At 43.3% G+C, this 17467-nt stretch carries 13 protein-coding genes; 9 read left to right on the top strand and 4 right to left on the bottom strand.

Going from position 1 to position 17467, the window contains the following annotated elements; genetic code table 11:
• Positions 1-48: 48 nt before the first annotated feature.
• Together PTT44_RS10130 and PTT44_RS10125 are read left to right on the top strand one after the other, a co-directional pair.
• Positions 49-732, top strand: coding sequence for a BON domain-containing protein (locus PTT44_RS10130; RefSeq protein ID WP_010326352.1), 684 nt, complete (start codon positions 49-51; stop codon positions 730-732).
• Positions 722-1606, top strand: coding sequence for an alpha/beta hydrolase (locus PTT44_RS10125; protein WP_168159123.1), 885 nt, complete (start codon positions 722-724; stop codon positions 1604-1606). Before PTT44_RS10130 ends, PTT44_RS10125 begins: the two co-directional genes overlap by 11 nt.
• A gap of 42 nt (positions 1607-1648) precedes the next feature.
• On the opposite strand, the gene nudC is transcribed toward PTT44_RS10125, so the two are convergent.
• From nudC to dnaQ, 3 genes are all read right to left on the bottom strand, one after another.
• The gene (gene nudC / locus PTT44_RS10120) at positions 1649-2425 is read right to left on the bottom strand and encodes an NAD(+) diphosphatase (protein ID WP_168159122.1); all 777 of its coding nucleotides are present in this window, start codon (positions 2423-2425) and stop codon (positions 1649-1651) included.
• The gene (locus PTT44_RS10115) at positions 2425-4068 is read right to left on the bottom strand and encodes a chemotaxis protein (RefSeq protein WP_168159121.1); all 1644 of its coding nucleotides are present in this window, start codon (positions 4066-4068) and stop codon (positions 2425-2427) included. The genes nudC and PTT44_RS10115 overlap by 1 nt, the downstream gene beginning before the upstream one ends.
• A 126-nt stretch (positions 4069-4194) precedes the next feature.
• Positions 4195-5607, bottom strand: coding sequence for a DNA polymerase III subunit epsilon (gene dnaQ, locus PTT44_RS10110; RefSeq protein WP_168159120.1), 1413 nt, complete (start codon positions 5605-5607; stop codon positions 4195-4197).
• A 209-nt stretch (positions 5608-5816) separates the two neighbouring features.
• Here dnaQ and PTT44_RS10105 point away from each other — a divergent pair, with 209 nt between their 5' ends.
• The 6 genes from PTT44_RS10105 (at position 5817) to PTT44_RS10080 (ending at position 15987) form a co-directional block, all read left to right on the top strand.
• Complete coding sequence (locus PTT44_RS10105) at positions 5817-9086, top strand: LysM peptidoglycan-binding domain-containing protein (protein ID WP_168159119.1); 3270 nt, start codon at positions 5817-5819, stop codon at positions 9084-9086.
• Between the two features lie 35 nt (positions 9087-9121).
• Positions 9122-10963 carry an extracellular solute-binding protein gene (locus PTT44_RS10100; RefSeq protein ID WP_273795630.1) on the top strand — a complete coding sequence of 614 codons (1842 nt, stop codon included), beginning with the start codon at positions 9122-9124 and terminating at the stop codon, positions 10961-10963.
• A gap of 21 nt (positions 10964-10984) precedes the next feature.
• A complete protein-coding gene (gene yejB / locus PTT44_RS10095; RefSeq protein ID WP_168159117.1) occupies positions 10985-12046 on the top strand; it encodes a microcin C ABC transporter permease YejB in 1062 nt (353 codons plus the stop codon).
• Positions 12046-13059, top strand: a complete 1014-nt coding sequence (locus PTT44_RS10090; RefSeq protein WP_168159116.1) for an ABC transporter permease — start codon at positions 12046-12048, stop codon at positions 13057-13059. The genes yejB and PTT44_RS10090 overlap by 1 nt, the downstream gene beginning before the upstream one ends.
• Positions 13034-14623, top strand: coding sequence for an ABC transporter ATP-binding protein (locus tag PTT44_RS10085; protein ID WP_168159115.1), 1590 nt, complete (start codon positions 13034-13036; stop codon positions 14621-14623). Before PTT44_RS10090 ends, PTT44_RS10085 begins: the two co-directional genes overlap by 26 nt.
• Positions 14624-14742: 119 nt before the next feature.
• Entirely contained in the window at positions 14743-15987 is a 1245-nt protein-coding gene (locus PTT44_RS10080) for an NADH:flavin oxidoreductase/NADH oxidase family protein (protein WP_168159114.1), read from the top strand.
• An 8-nt stretch (positions 15988-15995) separates the two neighbouring features.
• On the opposite strand, the gene PTT44_RS10075 is transcribed toward PTT44_RS10080, so the two are convergent.
• Positions 15996-16661, bottom strand: coding sequence for a glutathione binding-like protein (locus PTT44_RS10075; RefSeq protein ID WP_168159113.1), 666 nt, complete (start codon positions 16659-16661; stop codon positions 15996-15998).
• 61 nt (positions 16662-16722) lie between these two features.
• Here PTT44_RS10075 and PTT44_RS10070 point away from each other — a divergent pair, with 61 nt between their 5' ends.
• Positions 16723-17331, top strand: coding sequence for a YiiX family permuted papain-like enzyme (locus PTT44_RS10070; protein ID WP_168159112.1), 609 nt, complete (start codon positions 16723-16725; stop codon positions 17329-17331).
• Positions 17332-17467 lie beyond the last annotated feature (136 nt).

Below are 17467 nucleotides of genomic sequence, written 5' to 3'. Positions count from 1 at the left end.
CTGAAATGCTGAATTAAAATAGTTTGAAAAGTTGAGGAGTCTTGCTGAGTGTTCAATCGTATTGCAATGACCGTATTATGCGTCGCAAGTTTATCTGGATGTGCAAGTTTCATTTCGGGTGGGACAGGAACAGCCGCTGTAGGAACAGAAAGCGGTGCACGTTCATTAGGGCAGGTCTTTATTGACTCTTCAATTGAGCGTACTGCAAAAATTAACTTATATAAATTGGACAGTCGTTTTAAACAGTCACGTGTCAATATCGAAAGTTTTCATGGCAATGTCTTATTAACAGGACAAGTACCCGATCAACACTTACGTCAATTGGCTGAAGACAATGTACGGGCGATGTCGGACGTCAAAACCGTGCATAACTACATTACAGTTGGAAACCAAATTAGTTATAGCACCATCATGCAAGACACCTCAGTTACAGCAAATACACGTGGCTTGATCATGAAAGCTGCTGTTGTTTCAGATGCGAAAGTGCGTATTCACACCGAAGATGGCGTGTTATATGTGATGGGACGTTTAAATGGTGCTGAAATTACCGATTTAAACCAAGTGTTACAGCAAGTGGGGAATGTGACTAAAATTATCACACTGGTGGATAATATAGAGCAACAGACGCAAACGACCAGTGCATTTGCATCACCAATGATTAATTCAACACCGACAGAGCAAACGCCTGTTGCGATAGACCCAGACCAAGTTGAGCCAAATAATGTTCAATAAGTTTCAGCCTTTTGTTCAAAGACTGAATCGTTCGGTAGAGTATGCAAGATTACTCTATCGTGACTTTCGTATTTATGATGTCGGTAGTTATGCCCTAAACCGCTTAACACCGCGTAAGGGTTATTCGGTCCAAGAAAATGTGCCCTATGGGTTACGTGCGCGACACCGTTTAGATCTCTTTCGCACGCAAACACCGCGTGAACACCGGCCTCTGATTGTATTTGTGCATGGCGGTGCATGGATGCATGGCGATAAAAAAGATTATCGTTTTATTGGCGAAGCCTTTGCCAAAGAGGGCTTTGATGTGGCGGTGATTAACTATCACTTGGCGCCTGAGCATATTTTTCCTGCCTCTATTGATGATCTCAGCTTGGCTTTAAATTATCTCAATGTGCATCAGCTTAAATATCAAATTTCGACTGAAAAAGTGGTGTTGATGGGGCATTCTGCGGGCGCATTTAATGTGATGTCTGCGCTCTATCATCCGAAACCGTATGAAATACAATGCCGTAGTCAAATTACCGCTATTATTGGTTTGGCAGGCCCTTATCATTTTGACTATAAAGGTGATCCGATCTGTGCGGATGCTTTTGATCAGAACAGACCTTATCAAGATGTGATGCCATATTATTTCGTCGAGTCGAATACGGTTAAACATTATCTATTGGTTGCGGAAAATGATGATGTCGTCGGGTTGAGCAATGCTGTTGATTTGGATCGTAGGTTGAAAGAAAAAGGTAACTACAGTCAACTTTGGACGGTGCCACGCATCGGTCATATTTCAATGATTGGTTCAGTATCGAGTTTGTTTAGTCGTTACTTCACGACCAAGCAAAAAATTATGCAGGCGCTCGAGGATGCGCTTAAGCACTAATTGGGTTTTAAAGTGTATTTGTTGTAGAGATGGTGAGTGAGCTTACAGCCACTCACGTGTATCATCTGCGACCGTTGTGCCTTCTGTCGCATGCATGATCATGGCATGTGCAATACTGCCTTTGAACGGAATTTCAGGCAATTGATCAAACTTAAAGAATTGGGCATCGCTGATTTCTTCTTCTTGTAAGCAAAGCTCACCCGATGCGTATTCTGCTTTAAACGCAATCATTAAGTTACTAGGGAAAGGCCAAGGCTGACTCGCTAAGTATTGAACATTTTTAACTTGAATGCCGACTTCTTCCAAGGTTTCGCGGCGTACCGCTTCTTCTAAGGTTTCACCGACTTCAACAAAGCCTGCAATCAAACCATACATATTACTACGGATATTACGTGCATTTTTTGCCAACAGAATCTCATCTTCACCTCGTGTAATGACGGTGATGACACAGGGTTGTACCCGTGGATACTGATGATAACCGCAGGCAGGACAGATCATGGCATATTCGCTGGTATGTGCTTCTGTGGCATGGCCGCAATGACTACAAAATTTATGATTGCGACGCCATTCTAGCAGTTGAATAGCTCGGCTGGCCTGCTCGAATTGTGCGGTGCTCCAAAGTGGAAGCAACTGGCGAATTGGGATGAGTTCTAAGCCTTCAGGAATAGGCTCATTGTCTAGCAGGTCTCGGGCAATCACTTGATCACCCGAGTGAAAACTTAAATCACTTGCTAGCTTTTCTACACGAGGCAATTGAAAGTTATGATCCACCAACAATTGTTGTTGGTAGAAAATATAAGCAAGTGAAAGTTCTGACATTAGGCAACAGTCTTTAGTTTTTGGCTACTGTTCAATGCTACATCAAACATACTGTGTAATACAGGCTGTTTGTTTTTTAAGTTATCAATCAGCATATCTGCACTTGCGAGAGCATCAAGTACATGATTCACCTGAGCAGCAGTGAGCGCAGTTTCAGCCGTGATTTGTTGTTGCACAAAATCTGCTGAAATATTCAGGGCGGTTTGACCATTTTCTGCGCCTAAAAACAACATTGCGCCCGCAACTTCACGTAGTTGCGCAGGAGTATTCTCAAGTGCAGCTAAATCTTGCTCTTCCTGATATTGCGCCAAAGCTTGACTACTTAAGTCAATAGACGTTTTAGCCTCAGTCAATAAAGCAGCATGGGCTTCATCTAAACGGTCTAGTGATATATTCATGTTGTTGACACGAAGCTGTAGGCGGCTTGAAGTATGGTGACGTTCTAGCACGCCAATGGAGTTCATTGCCGACAAGATCACGTTCATCAACTGCTGCGCAAAACCTTCATCTTTCAGCATATCTGCTTGACTAAGTGATGCTGCTTGACGGTTTAAGTCATTATACGCTTCATTTAAGTTCAACACTTTGAAGATGTTCGCCAAATCGACCAGTTTTGCTTGGAGCTCTTGGGTCTTCTCAGGCGTCATGTTTTGATAGTTGTACTCAATGTCATTGCGGATTTGTGACATTTCAGTGGTTACCAAATCACTAATGGTATGCATCGTGTCGAAATCAGGGCCATACAGATGACGACTGAAAACTTGCAGCTGCGTATCTGTGAGCAGGTCGTCGCCAATATTGAGTTTGCCACGGATGTGTTGGGATACTTCGTCTTCTTGGCTGATACATAAGCTGAGAATGTTGGCAAGATCGGTGAGGCTGGCTTTGAAACGTTCAGGCGCAGTAAAGAACTGCGCAATGTTACGTTCGATGCTAATCAAAGTACGTAAACGTGGTTCATTAATGAGCAATTGTTCAATTTGATTGAGTGCAACATAGACCAAGTTCCAATACTGTTTACTCGGCGTTTGTTCTGCTAGACCCGCTAAATAAGTGCCCACCAATTTCATTGCTTGTAAATCAAGTTCGCTTTCTTCTTGTTTCAACATTTGACTTAAAGACAGCTTGTACAGGCGGTGAACATATTGAGATTTTTCAAGACTTGGCGCTTGAGGGAGGTTGAAATCTGGGGTGATACAGTCTAGTAAGGACTCGATGTGCTGACCTTCTTGCGTTAAAGGCTTTGCTAATGCAACTTCAAGACGGTTTAAGGTATCGAGTAAAAACTGTGGAATTTTCACTTCTCTTAAGCAAATGAACTCAATATAGCGCTTCAGCATGGTCGTGCCTTCGCTGAGTGCAATCACATCTTGCGTATTAATCTGTGCAGGATTCCCCATGATCTTGCGCATAAGTTCTGCGGAATATTCAGCAATTTTGGCCAAGCTTGACATATCAATCAATGCAAGCACTTGAGCACACTGCTCAAATTGGTTTAATGCATCGTCAATTCCAAAAGGTAAAGTCTGATCTTCTGCTAAGGTGCTCACAGCTGATTCAACCAGCTTAATGGAGTTATCCACTTCATTTTTTATTATCAGCAGCGCCGTTGGATCAAAATGAATAGAGGTTTGGTAAGACATTGATCTGCACCTATCCTAGTGTTTTATCGTGTTTATATGCGGCCCAAAGAAGGCATAGCAACTTGTTCATCACTATAGCCTAACTGAAAAATCTTGTAATACAAAAGTTAACAAAAACTTTAGAATTTATTTGGCAAAAAGGCAGGGTGTGCCATGTTTTTCTTGGTATTGTTTGACCCAAGTCTCATGTGCTTCAAGTTCTTCGGCTGAAGGGTGAATTACCGCCAGTTCAATATCCAGTGTTTGACGCTGACTTTGCCCATTTTGTTGTTCACTATGTGACAGGGCATCCATATCAAAGGAAACCTGACCACCTGTCATAGCCAAGTAAACGTCGGCTAGAATTTCAGCATCCAATAAGGCCCCGTGGAAGGTACGGTCACGCTGTGGAATTTCGTAACGGCGAACTAAGGCATCGAGTGAGTTTTTTTGTCCCGGATGCTTAGATTTTGCCATCGCGAGGGTATCTGTCACTGCACAAACTTCAGTAAGCGCAACAAATCCTGCACGCTTGAACTCCATGTCTAAGAAGTTCATATCGAAGCTTGCATTATGCGCAATGATTTCCGCACCTTTGAGATAGGCAAATAAAGTGTCTGCAATCTCTTGATACAGCGGTTTATCTTTTAAAAAGTCATCAGAGATCCCGTGGACATTTTCAGAGTCGCCCACAGGTTTTTTCGGATTGATGTAGATATGAATCGAGCTGCCTGTGAGCTTTCGATTGACCATTTCAATCGCACCAACTTCAATAATGCGATCGCCATCTTGATAATAAAAACCGGTGGTCTCTGTATCGAGGATGAGCTGTCGAGGTCCAAAGACCTCAACCTTACGTGGAGTAATCACAATTTGTGGATGTTGTTTGAGTTGTGTTAAATCCACACTTGCCGCAACTTCAGGCATTTGTTCAATAGAAGGCACCGTTGTAGCAAGTTCTGGTTCAGCGACTAAACTTGGCTCTTGTTCTGCTTCGCTTTCGGCTAAATCTTCGCTGTCATCGGCTTCTTCGTCATCGAAACCCAAACCAAAAGGGTCGTTTAACAACCAGTCTGGTTCAACTTTTTTTTTATCTACAGACGGTTCTGTTGTCGCTGTTTTTGACTGACGAAGTTGAGCCTGTGTTTGATCGGCGCCGAGGTTCGCCAATTGATCTGCCATTTCGTTACCTTCATGACCTGCATGGCCTTTGACCCAATGCCAGTCGATATCACGGCCTTGGCAGGTTGCGTCGAGTTTTTTCCACAAATCTGGGTTTTTAACATCTTTCCAGTTCTTCTTTTTCCAACCCGTAATCCACTCGGTAATACCGCGTTTGACATAGGTTGAATCTGTCCAGACTACCAACTTTGCATCGGTTGGGCAAAAAAGAATGCCTTCAATGGCCGCGGTAAGTTCCATACGGTTATTGGTGGTGTTGTCTTCACCGCCACACAGTTTATGTTCTTCAGTTTCTGTAATAATGTACGCGCCCCATCCCCCAAGACCAGGGTTTCCACGACAAGCACCATCGACATACAGGGTAATTGTTTGTGACATACACAACTTCCGTAAACTGAAAATTAAAACTAAGCGGGCACCATTGTATAACGCAAATGCACTAGAGAAGTGTATAAGATGCAGCTTTTTTAATTTCTTGTAACATTTATACTGATTTCAAGTTAAATTAACGCCTTGTGTCTGCGGCGTGCTTTACTACAATGGCAGATCTAAAAAATAAATTTTATACGAGTTGTTTGGATTTTCTTATGTATAAGTCAGCTGCCATTTTTGGCCAACCGATGTTACCGACATTATTTAAAATTACAGTACTCGGTTCAGCTCTCGCGACACTTGGACTGGCTGGTTGCTCCTCGACGCAAAGTGCAACGCAAACATCTAAATCCAAACAAGTAGGATCAAACTACCTAGATGCAAACAGCCTAGATTCTTTAGAAGATTTACTTTCTGCAACCGACATGCGTGCGGTGGAAGGGGACCGACTGTTGGTGTTAAAGCACGGTGACGTCTGGAAGCGTATGACCGTGGGTTTTAAAATGAACACCGATCATTGGAATCCGCGTATTGATGCTCAGCGTGGGTGGTTTATTTCACGCCAACCGTATTTGGATCGTTTAAGTGCACGTGCTTCACGTTATTTATATCACACTGTTAAAGAAGCTGAGCGTCGCGGTTTACCAACAGAGCTGGCTCTACTACCTGTGATTGAAAGTTCGTATGACCCCGCTGCAACCAGTAGTGCTGCGGCTGCGGGCTTATGGCAGTTTATTCCAAGTACGGGACGTATTTATGGCTTAAAACAAAGTAGCCAATACGACGGTCGCCGTGATGTGGTCGAGTCAACGCGTGCTGCGTATGAGTTCTTGGGCAGTTTATATAACCAGTTTGGTTCGTGGGAACTTGCGCTAGCGGCTTATAACGCAGGTCCGGGCCGTATTCAACAAGCAATTAACCGTAATAAAGCCGCAGGTTTGCCGACAGATTATTGGTCATTAAAACTGCCTGAAGAAACCATGAACTATGTGCCACGGTTCTTGGCGGTTGCGCAGATCATTAAAAATCCAAATGCCTACAACATCAATTTACCACCGATTGCCAACCGTCCACACTTTAGAGAAGTCACTGTGGGCGCGGTGAGTCTAAATGAAGTTGCGTCGATTACAGGTTTAAGTCGTGCCGAGCTGTATCAGTTAAATCCGGGACACCGCGGTGAATGGATTGATGGTGCAAGTCCAATGCGGATTTTAATTCCTGCGGATTTGAGTCCTTCAGTGGATGTACGTTTGAAAAAATTACAGGGTGGTTCAGGCGGCTTGTGGGCATCTGCAAATACCAAACTGCCTGAAAATAACCAAACGATTCAACCAAGCAAAATTGAACCGCCGACGTTGAACACCAAAGCGATCACACCGTCGAAAACTACACCACCTGTTTTAGCGACGACAACAACAAAAACCACAACAGGAAAGCCTGCCACTTCGTCTACAGTGACGTCGTCGAGCAGTACGGCTATTGCGACGCCTACCCGTGGTTCAACGCCTAAAGGGTCTAATGCACTGGCTGCTTTTGCTGCTAATAGCGATATTCCAAGTGCGCCGCGTATTCCAGTTGCGGTTACGCCAGCGACCCCAGTGAAACCAGTTTCCGTTGAACCACCAATTTCAGCAGCAGAACGTGAGCAGTTAACCGCGGCAATTCAAGCTGAAGGTCAAAGCAAAACTGTCGATGAAGTTCTGAAACCAGTTGCGACGAAAGCAGAGCAAGCTGAAGTGGTAGCTGAAATTCAGGCTTTAGCCCCTCAAGGCACAGAAATTGTAGATCCTCTGGATGGTAAAATTAAGCTCACCGCAATTCAAACCAGTCAGTCAGTGGCTGAACTGCAAGGCAAAGAGTTAACCAAAGGTTTTGCTTATCCAAAGTCTGTGGCTGACAATACCCGTTTAGATTCAGATGAAGTGAAGCGTAATCAAGGCAAAAATTTTGTTAAGACTGACTCTGAAATTGTGATTGTGCCGCCAAAAGGTAAACGTTCAACTTATACCGTACAACCGGGTGATACTTTGGCGCTGATTGCTGCCAAAAATGGGGTGAACTGGCGTGATGTGGCGAAGTGGAACCAAATGGATGCGAATGCCACACTTTATGTCGGTACATCGATTTATTTATATGATGCAAAACCACAAGCTGAAAAAATAGAAGTACGTTCTACCGTAAAAGCTGAGACTAAACCTGAGAGTTATACTGTTCGTGCCAATGATACCTTAACAGGGATTGCGGATGAGTTTGGTTTAAGCTTAAAACAGTTGGCTGACTATAACGGTTTAAGTGTGACCAGTGGCGTACGTGTGGGACAAAAGCTTTCCTTAAAAGAAACAGCACAATCGCGAGCAAAAACTAACGATGAGAAAGCTACGAGCCAAACTAAAGTAGCAACTCAGTCGTATACGGTGAAACGTGGCGAATATCTGAAACTGATTGCAGACCGTTATGCGTTGTCAAATCAAGAATTGGCAGATTTAACACCGGGTTTAAATGCGGGCAGCAACCTGTTGGTGGGACAAAAAATTAATGTGCCACTCAATGATGTCAAAAGCTTAACGACAAGTAGTGCCAAAGCATCTCCAGTCAAAGCTGAGCCACAGTTCAAAGTTGAAAGTTATAAAGTACAACGTGGTGATACTTTGTATAGCATTGCATCACAGTCGAAGATGAGCCTGTCGGAGCTAGCTGATCTCAATAATCTTTCAACCAATAGCGGCTTGCAAGTGGGTCAAAGTATTAAGATCCCTGCGGGTTCAAGCGTGCCAGATACTTATACCGTTCAGTCTGGAGACTCATTAACTGCGATTGCTTCGAAATATAATTTGGGTATGGATTATATTGCTGACCTCAACAATATGAGTCGTACAGCGGGCTTACGTGCGGGTCAAAAACTCAAATTAACGGGTGAAGTGCCTGCTGTTGAAACGCCGAAAACAGTCGAAAAACAAACTACTGCAAGTAATAACTCAACCGATATTCACGTTGTGAAATCGGGTGAAACCCTAAATAGTATTGCGCGTAAATATCACTTGCAACTGAACTATTTGGCTGCATTAAACAACCTAAGCCGTACAGCCAATGTTCGTGTCGGTCAGCGTTTGAAAATTGAAGGTGATGTTGATCCCGCGCCGATCAAAACAGAAACAGTGGCAGCAAAGCCACAAGCAACTTCTAGCCGTGCAACTGAAGCTTATAAAGTGAAGTCAGGCGAGTCGTTAAACTCAATTGCAAACCGTGCTGGGATGTCTGTGTCAGAGCTTGCTAGTTTAAATAATCTGAGTCCGCGTGCGGGCTTACAAGTTGGGCAGACCATTCAAATTCCAAAACTGATTTCACAGTACACAGTGAAACGTGGTGATACCTTAATTGGACTGGCAAGTCGTTATGGTATGGACACTTCGCAATTGGCTGAGCTCAATGACATTAAACCGAATACGCAGTTGCGCATTGGTGATGTAATTAAGGTGCCGAATTAGTATTGAGTTGAAATGCAATTTCAGAGAAAGTCCCGATGAAGGTTAGAACAACATTCTTGCTGTTCAGCCTTGTAGCGATTCCATTAAAGGCATGGTCTGCACTGCAGAGCATGCCTTTTATTGCACCCTATAGTACGCCGAAATACAGCCAATTGGATCATCTGCCTTATGCCAATGTGCAGGCACCGAAGGGTGGTGAATTAACACGTGCAGTCATTGGGAGTTTTGATAACTTAAACAGCATGAATGGTCGCGGTACTGCGGTTGAGGGAACCAACTATTTATTTGACTCACTTATGAGTAGTTCTTTGGATGAGCCCGCGGTGATGTATCCATTGCTGGCAGAAAAGGTCAGCTATGACCCGAAAAACTTTAACGCGATCATTTTTCATTTAAACCCAAAAGCACGGTTTAGTGATGGCAGTCCTGTTACCGCAGCCGATGTAAAGTTCAGTTTTGATATCTTTCAAACCAAGTCCAATTTTGGTTTACAGATGTATTTGTCGGATTTAGCCAAGACCGAAGTGTTGTCCAAATACAGTGTCAAAATGCATTTTAAAACCCGAAATAATGTGGAAATGCCTTTGATTGTGGCCAGAATGCCAATTTATTCCAAAAAAGACTGGCAAGGCAAAGATTTTAGTCAAACTTCAGTCAAGCCGATTTTAGGTTCAGGCCCTTATCTTTTAGAGAAAATCAATGCAGGGCAGCGGGTTGTTTATAAGCGTAATCCAAAGTATTGGGCCAGAGATTTAAAGGTTAACCAAGGGCGCTATAATTTTAACCGCGTGGGTTATGTGTATTATCGTAGCAAAGATATTGCTTTTACTGCGTTTAAGGCGGGTTTATATACCTTGCATGAGGAAGAGTCCGCACGACAATGGGTGACAGCCTATAACTTTCCCGCTGTAAAACAAGGTCTCGTTAAAATATATCGATTTAAGCATTTCAATCCGATTCCAACGCAAAGTTTTGTGTTTAATACTCGCCGTCAGCCCTTTCAAGATATTTATTTTCGCCAAGCTTTAACCTATGCCTACGATTTCGAATGGCAAAACAAAGCGATGTTCTATGGGCAATATCAACGCCTACAAAGTTATTTTTCTAATAGTGAATTAGAGGCCAAAGGTGTGCCTTCGGCTGTTGAAATTAAAATTTTAAAGCCTTATTTAGCGAAATTGCATCCTGTGCAGCGAGAAGGTGTTTTAAAGAACTGGCGTTATTCAGCTTCAGATGGATCGGGCTACAATCGAAATAATTTGCTTATCGCACGACAGATTTTATTAAAAAACGGCTATAGATATAATGCCAAAGGGCAATTGTTGGATCGGAAAAATAAGCCGATTCAGTTTGAATTTCTGATTCAGCCGAGTGATGCTGTACGTGAAATTACGCCTTTTGTTCGCCATCTAAAGCGCCTAGGAATACGGCTGAATATTCGACAGGTTGATACACCGCAGTACTATGAGCGGATGCGGACTCAAGATTTTGATATGACCCTACAAACGATGCCGCAGTCTCTGACACCAGGCAAAGAGCAGGTGCAACTGTGGGGCAGTGCTTCAGCCCATCAGGTGGGAAATTATAATTATTCGGGTATTCAAAATCCGGTAATTGATCAGATGATCCAACAGTTGATTCAAGCGCCTGATCGTAAGCAAGTGGTGGTGAAAACCCGTATTTTAGATCGATTACTGCGTGCGGGTTATTATCAAATTCCAACCTATGGTAAAGCGGATCAATGGTATGCCTATTGGAATATGTACCAAAAACCGGCACGGAGTCCACAGTTGCATGTCGGTTTGGATTATTGGTGGAGTGATGCCAAACAGGCGAAAAAGGTGAGTCAGTATTTAGGTCGGGCAGCCAAGCCATAAGCTGGTATAGGGGTTTTTGAGATGCGTATGTATATATTCAAAAGGCTGTTGCTGATCGTTCCGACCTTGTTTTTGATTTTGCTGATCAATTTTGCTGTGATCCAAATTGCACCCGGTGGTCCTGTTGAGCAAGCCATTCAACAAGCGGAAGCTATGCAAACTTTGGGTAATTTGGGCGGTGCAGGTGGAGGCTCAAATGTCTATCAAGGCGCGCAGGGACTCAGTGATGAAATGCTCGCAAAGATCAAAGCACATTATGGTTTTGATCAGCCCATGCATATACGCTTCTTTGAAATGGTGAAAAATTACGCGCAACTGGAGTTCGGCACGAGCTTTTTTAAAGACCAGCCCGTTACAGCGCTGATTAAGGATAAATTACCTGTATCCGTGTCCTTGGGGCTGTGGAGTGCTTTGCTGATTTATCTAATTTCCATTCCTTTAGGCATCAAAAAAGCCCGATTGCATGGCACGGTGTTTGATCAGTCTACATCGCTACTGTTGGCAGTGGCTTACGCGGTTCCTGCATTTATTTTTGCAATTCTCCTGATTGTATTTTTTGCAGGCGGTTCTTATTTCCAATGGTTCCCTTTACAAGGTTTGGTCTCGGAAAATTTTGCGGACTTGTCGCTATGGGGCAAAATTAAAGATTATTTTTGGCATATGGCTTTACCGCTTTTGGCGATGGTGATTGGTGGCTTTGCCACAGTGACTTATCTCACCAAGTATTCGTTTATGGAAGAACTCAGCAAGCCTTATGTGCTGACGGCACGTTCCAAAGGTCTGACTGAGTCTCAAGTGTTGTATGGTCATGTGTTTCGCAATGCGATATTGATTGTGGTAGCAGGCTTACCTGAAGCTTTAATCGCTTACTTCTTTGTGGGCAATTTATTTATTGAGATCATATTTAATCTGGATGGTTTAGGTTTATTGGGCTTTGAGGCGATTGTGCAACGAGACTATCCTGTGATTTTTGGCACATTGTTCATTTTTACTTTGTTGGGCTTGCTGCTGCGTCTGATTGGCGATGTGTTGTATCAGATGATTGATCCGCGAATTCATTTTGATTCGCAAGGGAGAGGCTGATGTCACCCATTTTACAGGCAGGTTTCAAACGATTTAAGCAAAATAGGCTCGGTCTCAGTTGTTGTATTTTATTTTTTTGTGTTTTCGTGTTGTCTTTAGCTGCAGAACTGATTGCGAATGATAAGCCGCTGTTGCTTAAGTATGATCATGCTTTGTATTTCCCTGTATTGAAACACTATCCTGAAACGACTTTTGGCGGTGTTTTCGAAACTGAAACTGAATATAAAGACCCAGTGGTACAAGAATTGATTCAGGCAAAAGGTTGGGCTGTTTGGCCGTTGATTCGATATTCATATCAAACCCCCAATGTAGATTTGACGGTTCCAGTACCGTCACCACCCACGATGCAAAATTGGCTCGGGACAGATGACCAAGGTCGTGATGTTTTGGCACGAGTATTATATGGCTTACGTGTCTCATTGCTGTTCGGTTTTGTTTTGACTTTCAGTTCAGTTGTACTGGGCATTGTGATTGGTGCACTACAAGGTTATTACGGTGGTTGGGTCGATTTAATCGGGCAGCGCATTTTAGAAGTGTGGGGCGGGTTACCCATGCTGTTCATGGTGATGATTTTAGTCAGTATGTTTAGCCCAAATATTTACTGGCTGTTTTTAATCATGCTGTTATTCAGTTGGACGATTTTGGTTCCACTGGTACGTGCTGAGTTTTTAAGGGCGCGCCAGTTGGACTATGTCCGTGCCGCGCGAAGTTTAGGTGTCACCAACCGAGCTATTATTTTTCGGCATATTTTACCTAACGCAATCAGCTCGAGTCTGTCACAACTGCCTTTTATCTTAACAGCCAATATTACAGCGCTAACCGCACTGGATTTCTTGGGCTATGGCCTACCGCCTGATGCGGCATCATTAGGTGAGCTTTTGTTACAAGGCAAGAATAATTTAAATGCACCATGGTTAGCTCTGTCTGGCTTTTTTAGCTTGGCTATTGTGCTTGCGTTGCTGATGTATATCGGGGAGGCTTTGCGCGATGCATTTGACCCTAGACGCCAATAGAACAGCTCCGATACTTGAAGTGAATGCCCTGAGCATTCACAGTTCAGAACGGGTATTGGTCGATCAGCTCAGTTTTGAACTACGTGCTGGGCAGACTTTGGTGCTGGTTGGAGAGAGCGGTTCAGGAAAATCGGTCAGTGCTTTAGCCTTGATGGGTTTATTGCCGAAAGATTTACAAGTGCAAGGCTCAGTACTATTAGACGGAAAAAATCTATTAAAGCTGAGCGATGCGCAACTTAGGCCGATTCGTGGGCAAAAAATCGCGATGGTTTTTCAAGAGCCAATGACCGCTTTAAATTCTTTGCATCGGGTGGAAAAGATCATTGCCGAGACTTTATGGTCACAGGGTTGGTCGAAAGCTCAAGCGCGACAACGAGTAATTACCTTGCTAGAGGATGTGGGTATTCCAAATCCTGAAAGTGTGTTACAGCGTTTTCCTTATGAGTTGTCTGGCGGGCAGCGTCAGCGGGTCATGATTGCCATGGCACTGGTGCAAGAGCCTGATATTTTGATTGCCGATGAACCCACCACAGCGCTAGATGTCATGTTGCAAGTTCAAATTTTAGACTTGCTGAAGTCTTTGCAACAGCGCCATAACATGGCCATGATTTTGATCAGCCATGACCTCAATTTGGTGAAAAACTATGCTGATGATGTCGTGGTCATCCATCAAGGTAAGGTCGTAGAGCAAGGGGCGGTTGCGCAGATTTTTGAGCAGTCGCAGTCTACTTATACTCAAAACTTACTCAATCATTCTTTTGGTCAAGCCATTAATGTACAAGATGCAGCACCTTTGCTCCGCTTAAAACAACTTGAGGTTAAATTTCCGATTAAAAAAGGCTGGTTTAATCGTACGACACAGTATCTTGCTGCGGTTGAAGCTTTGGACTTGAGTTTGGCTCAAGGGCATTCTTTGGGAGTAGTGGGGGAAAGTGGTGCAGGCAAAAGTTCTTTGGCGCTGGCTGTAGCAAGGCTGATTGAAAGTCGAGGGCAGATCTGGTTTGGAGAACATGATTTAAACCAACTTTCGCAAAAGGCATTACGTCCGCTTCGTGGTGATTTTCAAATCGTGTTTCAAGACCCGTTCGCAAGTTTGAATCCACGCATGAGTGTTGAACAAATCATTGCAGAAGGTTTGACTTTAAAACCTTTGTCTTCATTTGAGAGGGCGCAATGTGTTGAGAATGTCTTAACTCAGGTGGAGTTGCCAGTTATATTTAAAAGCTATTACCCGCATGAGCTATCTGGTGGACAGAGACAGCGTGTGGCTTTGGCACGAGCCTTGGTGCTTCAACCGAAACTATTGATTTTAGATGAACCAACTTCGGCCTTAGACCGAAGCACGCAGCGTTCGATTGTGGCGTTATTACGCCGCCTACAACACGAGCAGGGTATCAGCTATTTGTTTATTAGCCATGACTTACAAGTGGTACGTGCACTCTGCCAACAAGTTTTGGTTTTGCGACATGCCAAAGTGGTGGAATTGCAATCCACTGAACAACTTTTTGAGCAACCGCAGTCTGACTATACGCGTCAATTGATTCAAGCCAGTCAGTATCAGTAAAATCATTATTCTAAATAAAAGATCAGAAATTTTGACAAAATGAATTGTCAAATTCTCTTGACTGTAGCCAAAAAACACATAGAGTAAAAACACTAAAAAATATTAAAGGATGAATTTTCATGAGCCAGCTTGCAAGCGCAATCGACATTGGGCAGGTCCATTTTAAAAATAAGATGATTAAAGGGGCAATGAGTGAAGCACTGGCCAATCATGCTGGCCAGCCGAATCATTTGCACTTAGGCTTGTATGAGGCTTGGGCAAAAGGAGGCCTAGGCTGTGCCATTACAGGTAATGTGATGGTGGACTTCCGAGCTAAAAATGAACCAGGCGTGGTGGTGATTGAAACCGAACGTGACTTAGAACCACTAAAACAATGGGCTGCGATTGGTAAAAAACATGGCATGGTGCAATTGGTGCAGTTGTCACATCCAGGCCGTCAGTGTCCTAAGGGTTTAAATAGGGAAACGGTTGCACCTTCAGCAGTACCGTTTAGCCCTGCTTTAGCAATGAGTTTTGGAACTCCGCGAGCGCTTCGTGAAGATGAAATCCTTGATATTATCCAGCGCTTTGCAACTTCAGCTGCAGTTTGTGAGAAAGCAGGCTTTGAAGGCGTGCAATTACATGGTGCACATGGTTATCTCATCAGTCAGTTTTTATCGCCATTGACCAATAAACGCCAAGATCAATGGGGTGGCTCTGCTGAAAACCGCATGCGTTTTTTATTGGAAATTTATAAAGCGGTACGTGCGGCAACGTCAGAGCAGTTTATTATTTCGGTCAAACTTAATTCAGCAGATTTTCAGCGAGGTGGAATCTCTGAAGAAGATGTCATTGCGACATTTAAAGCTATTGATGCGGCTGGGATTGATTTGATTGAAATTTCAGGGGGTAGCTATGAAGCACCTGCCATGGCTGGGGTGAAGCCAGAAAAACGTAAAGCGTCGACCATTGCACGTGAGGCTTACTTCTTAGAGTTTTCTGAAAAAATTCGTGAACAAGTCCAGTGTAAGCTGATGGTGACAGGTGGTTTTCGTACTGCTGCGGGTATGAACGCAGCCTTAGAGAGTGGTGCGTGTGATTTTATTGGGATGGCGCGTCCATTTGCGGTAGAACCTGACGTAACCAACCGTTTAATTGCAGGTCAAGATGTACGTTATGCAGTCGATAAGATTAAAACCGGTATTTCAATGATCGATAAAATGGCGATTATGGAAGTGATCTGGTATGCCGCGCAATTTAAGGATATCGCAGAAGGTAATCAACCAAATCCGAAACTGTCACCGCTCAAAGTGTTTTTTAATTATTTAAAAGGCAATGTAAAGGCGGTGATTAAAGGGCAAGTCAACTCTAGAAAGTCAGCTTAAGCATAGCATTACTGAGTGATAGACCAATAGTGTTCAAAATAGGAAGCAGACCATTGCCCACGTGCCATTGCAGCATTGAAGGCAGGTCTGCTTTGTATTTGGGTGAAATAGTATTGAATGGCGTGATATTGAGTAAACTGTGGTGTGGCATAACTGGCCGCATAGAGTGGAAACCACATCAAGATATCCGCATAACTAAACACATCGCCAGCAAAGTATGAATGCGTGCTTAAGTGGGTATCAATTTCTTTAAGTTGTCGATGTAGCTCAGGGTTTAAATAAGCGTGATTGAAGGCGCTTTGAAAGGCCAAACTCACAAAGCGTACAACCAAAGGTGTTTGTTGCTTAATGTGTTGGAAAACTTGTTTCAATGCCAAATTGGGCATGAGACTGGTATCGCTATAATGGCTATAAAAACAGAAGTTCCAATACTGCGCATGGTCATGTTGAATGATTAACTTCTGCTGTAGTTGACATAGGTATTCTACGATTGCACTGCTTTCCGTAAGTCGTATCGTCTGAGTATCATGTGAAATGTCGAGCGTTGGAAATTTTAGATTCGTTTGTCTAGCTTGTGTTGCATCATACAGCTTGAGTTCATAAGACAGCTCAAGTTCCTCAAGTAGCCAAAGAATACGCTGTGAACGTGAGTTTTGAAGATGATGTAAGATCATAAATATTTTTAGTTTTAAGTGATTGATCGTATCTATAAAAGAAGAATAAAGGAAATCTAGGATGAAAAATAGAAATGTTGCGATTTTAAGTGCTGTTTTACTGTTGGTAAGTCCTCAGCTGCTATGGGCGAATATGTCCTATCAAACGGGCGATATTATTTTTCACGTCTCGAAGTCTCAACAAAGTTTAGGGATACAAAAAGCGACCAAGTCTCGTTATAGCCATATGGGTTTAATTGTTAATAGAAATGGAAAAGTATGGGTTTTAGAGGCAGTTCAGCCTGTGAAATATACGGCACTTCAGCAGTGGATTGATCGCGGGGTAGAGCGGCATTATGTGGTGAAGCGTTTTAAAACGAATTTGACTGTTCAGCAAAAGCAGCACTTGATCAAGAACGCAGAACAATACTTAGGCCAGCCTTATGATCTTTATTTTGAGTGGGACAATCGTGCTTTATATTGCTCAGAAATAGTCTGGAAGGCCTATCATGATGCTTTAGGTATTGAGTTGGCTCCGTTATCCAAACTGAAGCAATTTAATTTAAGTTCGCCTGAAGTCAAGCAACTCATGCAACAGCGATATGGGAAAAACATTCCCTTGAATGAAACTGTGATTGCGCCACAGGCTATTTTTGCCTCGACCGCTTTAATTGAAGTTGATCGTAAATAGACAAGCAATAAAAAAGCCCAAGTCATAATGCTTGGGCTTTTTTGTGAGATGACTTTAGAAAGAATCAATCTCGAATATGGCGTCCCTACGGGGATTCGAACCCCGGTTACCGCCGTGAAAGGGCGATGTCCTAGGC

The organism is Acinetobacter sp. Gutcm_16, from assembly GCF_028649355.1.
Classification (GTDB): Bacteria; Pseudomonadota; Gammaproteobacteria; order Pseudomonadales; family Moraxellaceae; genus Acinetobacter; species Acinetobacter johnsonii.
This window is presented reverse-complemented; position numbering and strand designations above follow the sequence as displayed.

Coding starts and splice junctions, on each gene's coding strand:
- PTT44_RS10125 (WP_168159123.1), top strand. CDS start 722: ATGTTCAATAAGTTTCAGCCTTTTGTTCAAAGACTGAATCGTTCGGTA.
- nudC (WP_168159122.1), bottom strand. CDS start 2,425: ATGTCAGAACTTTCACTTGCTTATATTTTCTACCAACAACAATTGTTG.
- PTT44_RS10115 (WP_168159121.1), bottom strand. CDS start 4,068: ATGTCTTACCAAACCTCTATTCATTTTGATCCAACGGCGCTGCTGATA.
- dnaQ (WP_168159120.1), bottom strand. CDS start 5,607: ATGTCACAAACAATTACCCTGTATGTCGATGGTGCTTGTCGTGGAAAC.
- PTT44_RS10105 (WP_168159119.1), top strand. CDS start 5,817: ATGTATAAGTCAGCTGCCATTTTTGGCCAACCGATGTTACCGACATTA.
- PTT44_RS10100 (WP_273795630.1), top strand. CDS start 9,122: ATGAAGGTTAGAACAACATTCTTGCTGTTCAGCCTTGTAGCGATTCCA.
- yejB (WP_168159117.1), top strand. CDS start 10,985: ATGCGTATGTATATATTCAAAAGGCTGTTGCTGATCGTTCCGACCTTG.
- PTT44_RS10090 (WP_168159116.1), top strand. CDS start 12,046: ATGTCACCCATTTTACAGGCAGGTTTCAAACGATTTAAGCAAAATAGG.
- PTT44_RS10085 (WP_168159115.1), top strand. CDS start 13,034: ATGCATTTGACCCTAGACGCCAATAGAACAGCTCCGATACTTGAAGTG.
- PTT44_RS10080 (WP_168159114.1), top strand. CDS start 14,743: ATGAGCCAGCTTGCAAGCGCAATCGACATTGGGCAGGTCCATTTTAAA.
- PTT44_RS10075 (WP_168159113.1), bottom strand. CDS start 16,661: ATGATCTTACATCATCTTCAAAACTCACGTTCACAGCGTATTCTTTGG.
- PTT44_RS10070 (WP_168159112.1), top strand. CDS start 16,723: ATGAAAAATAGAAATGTTGCGATTTTAAGTGCTGTTTTACTGTTGGTA.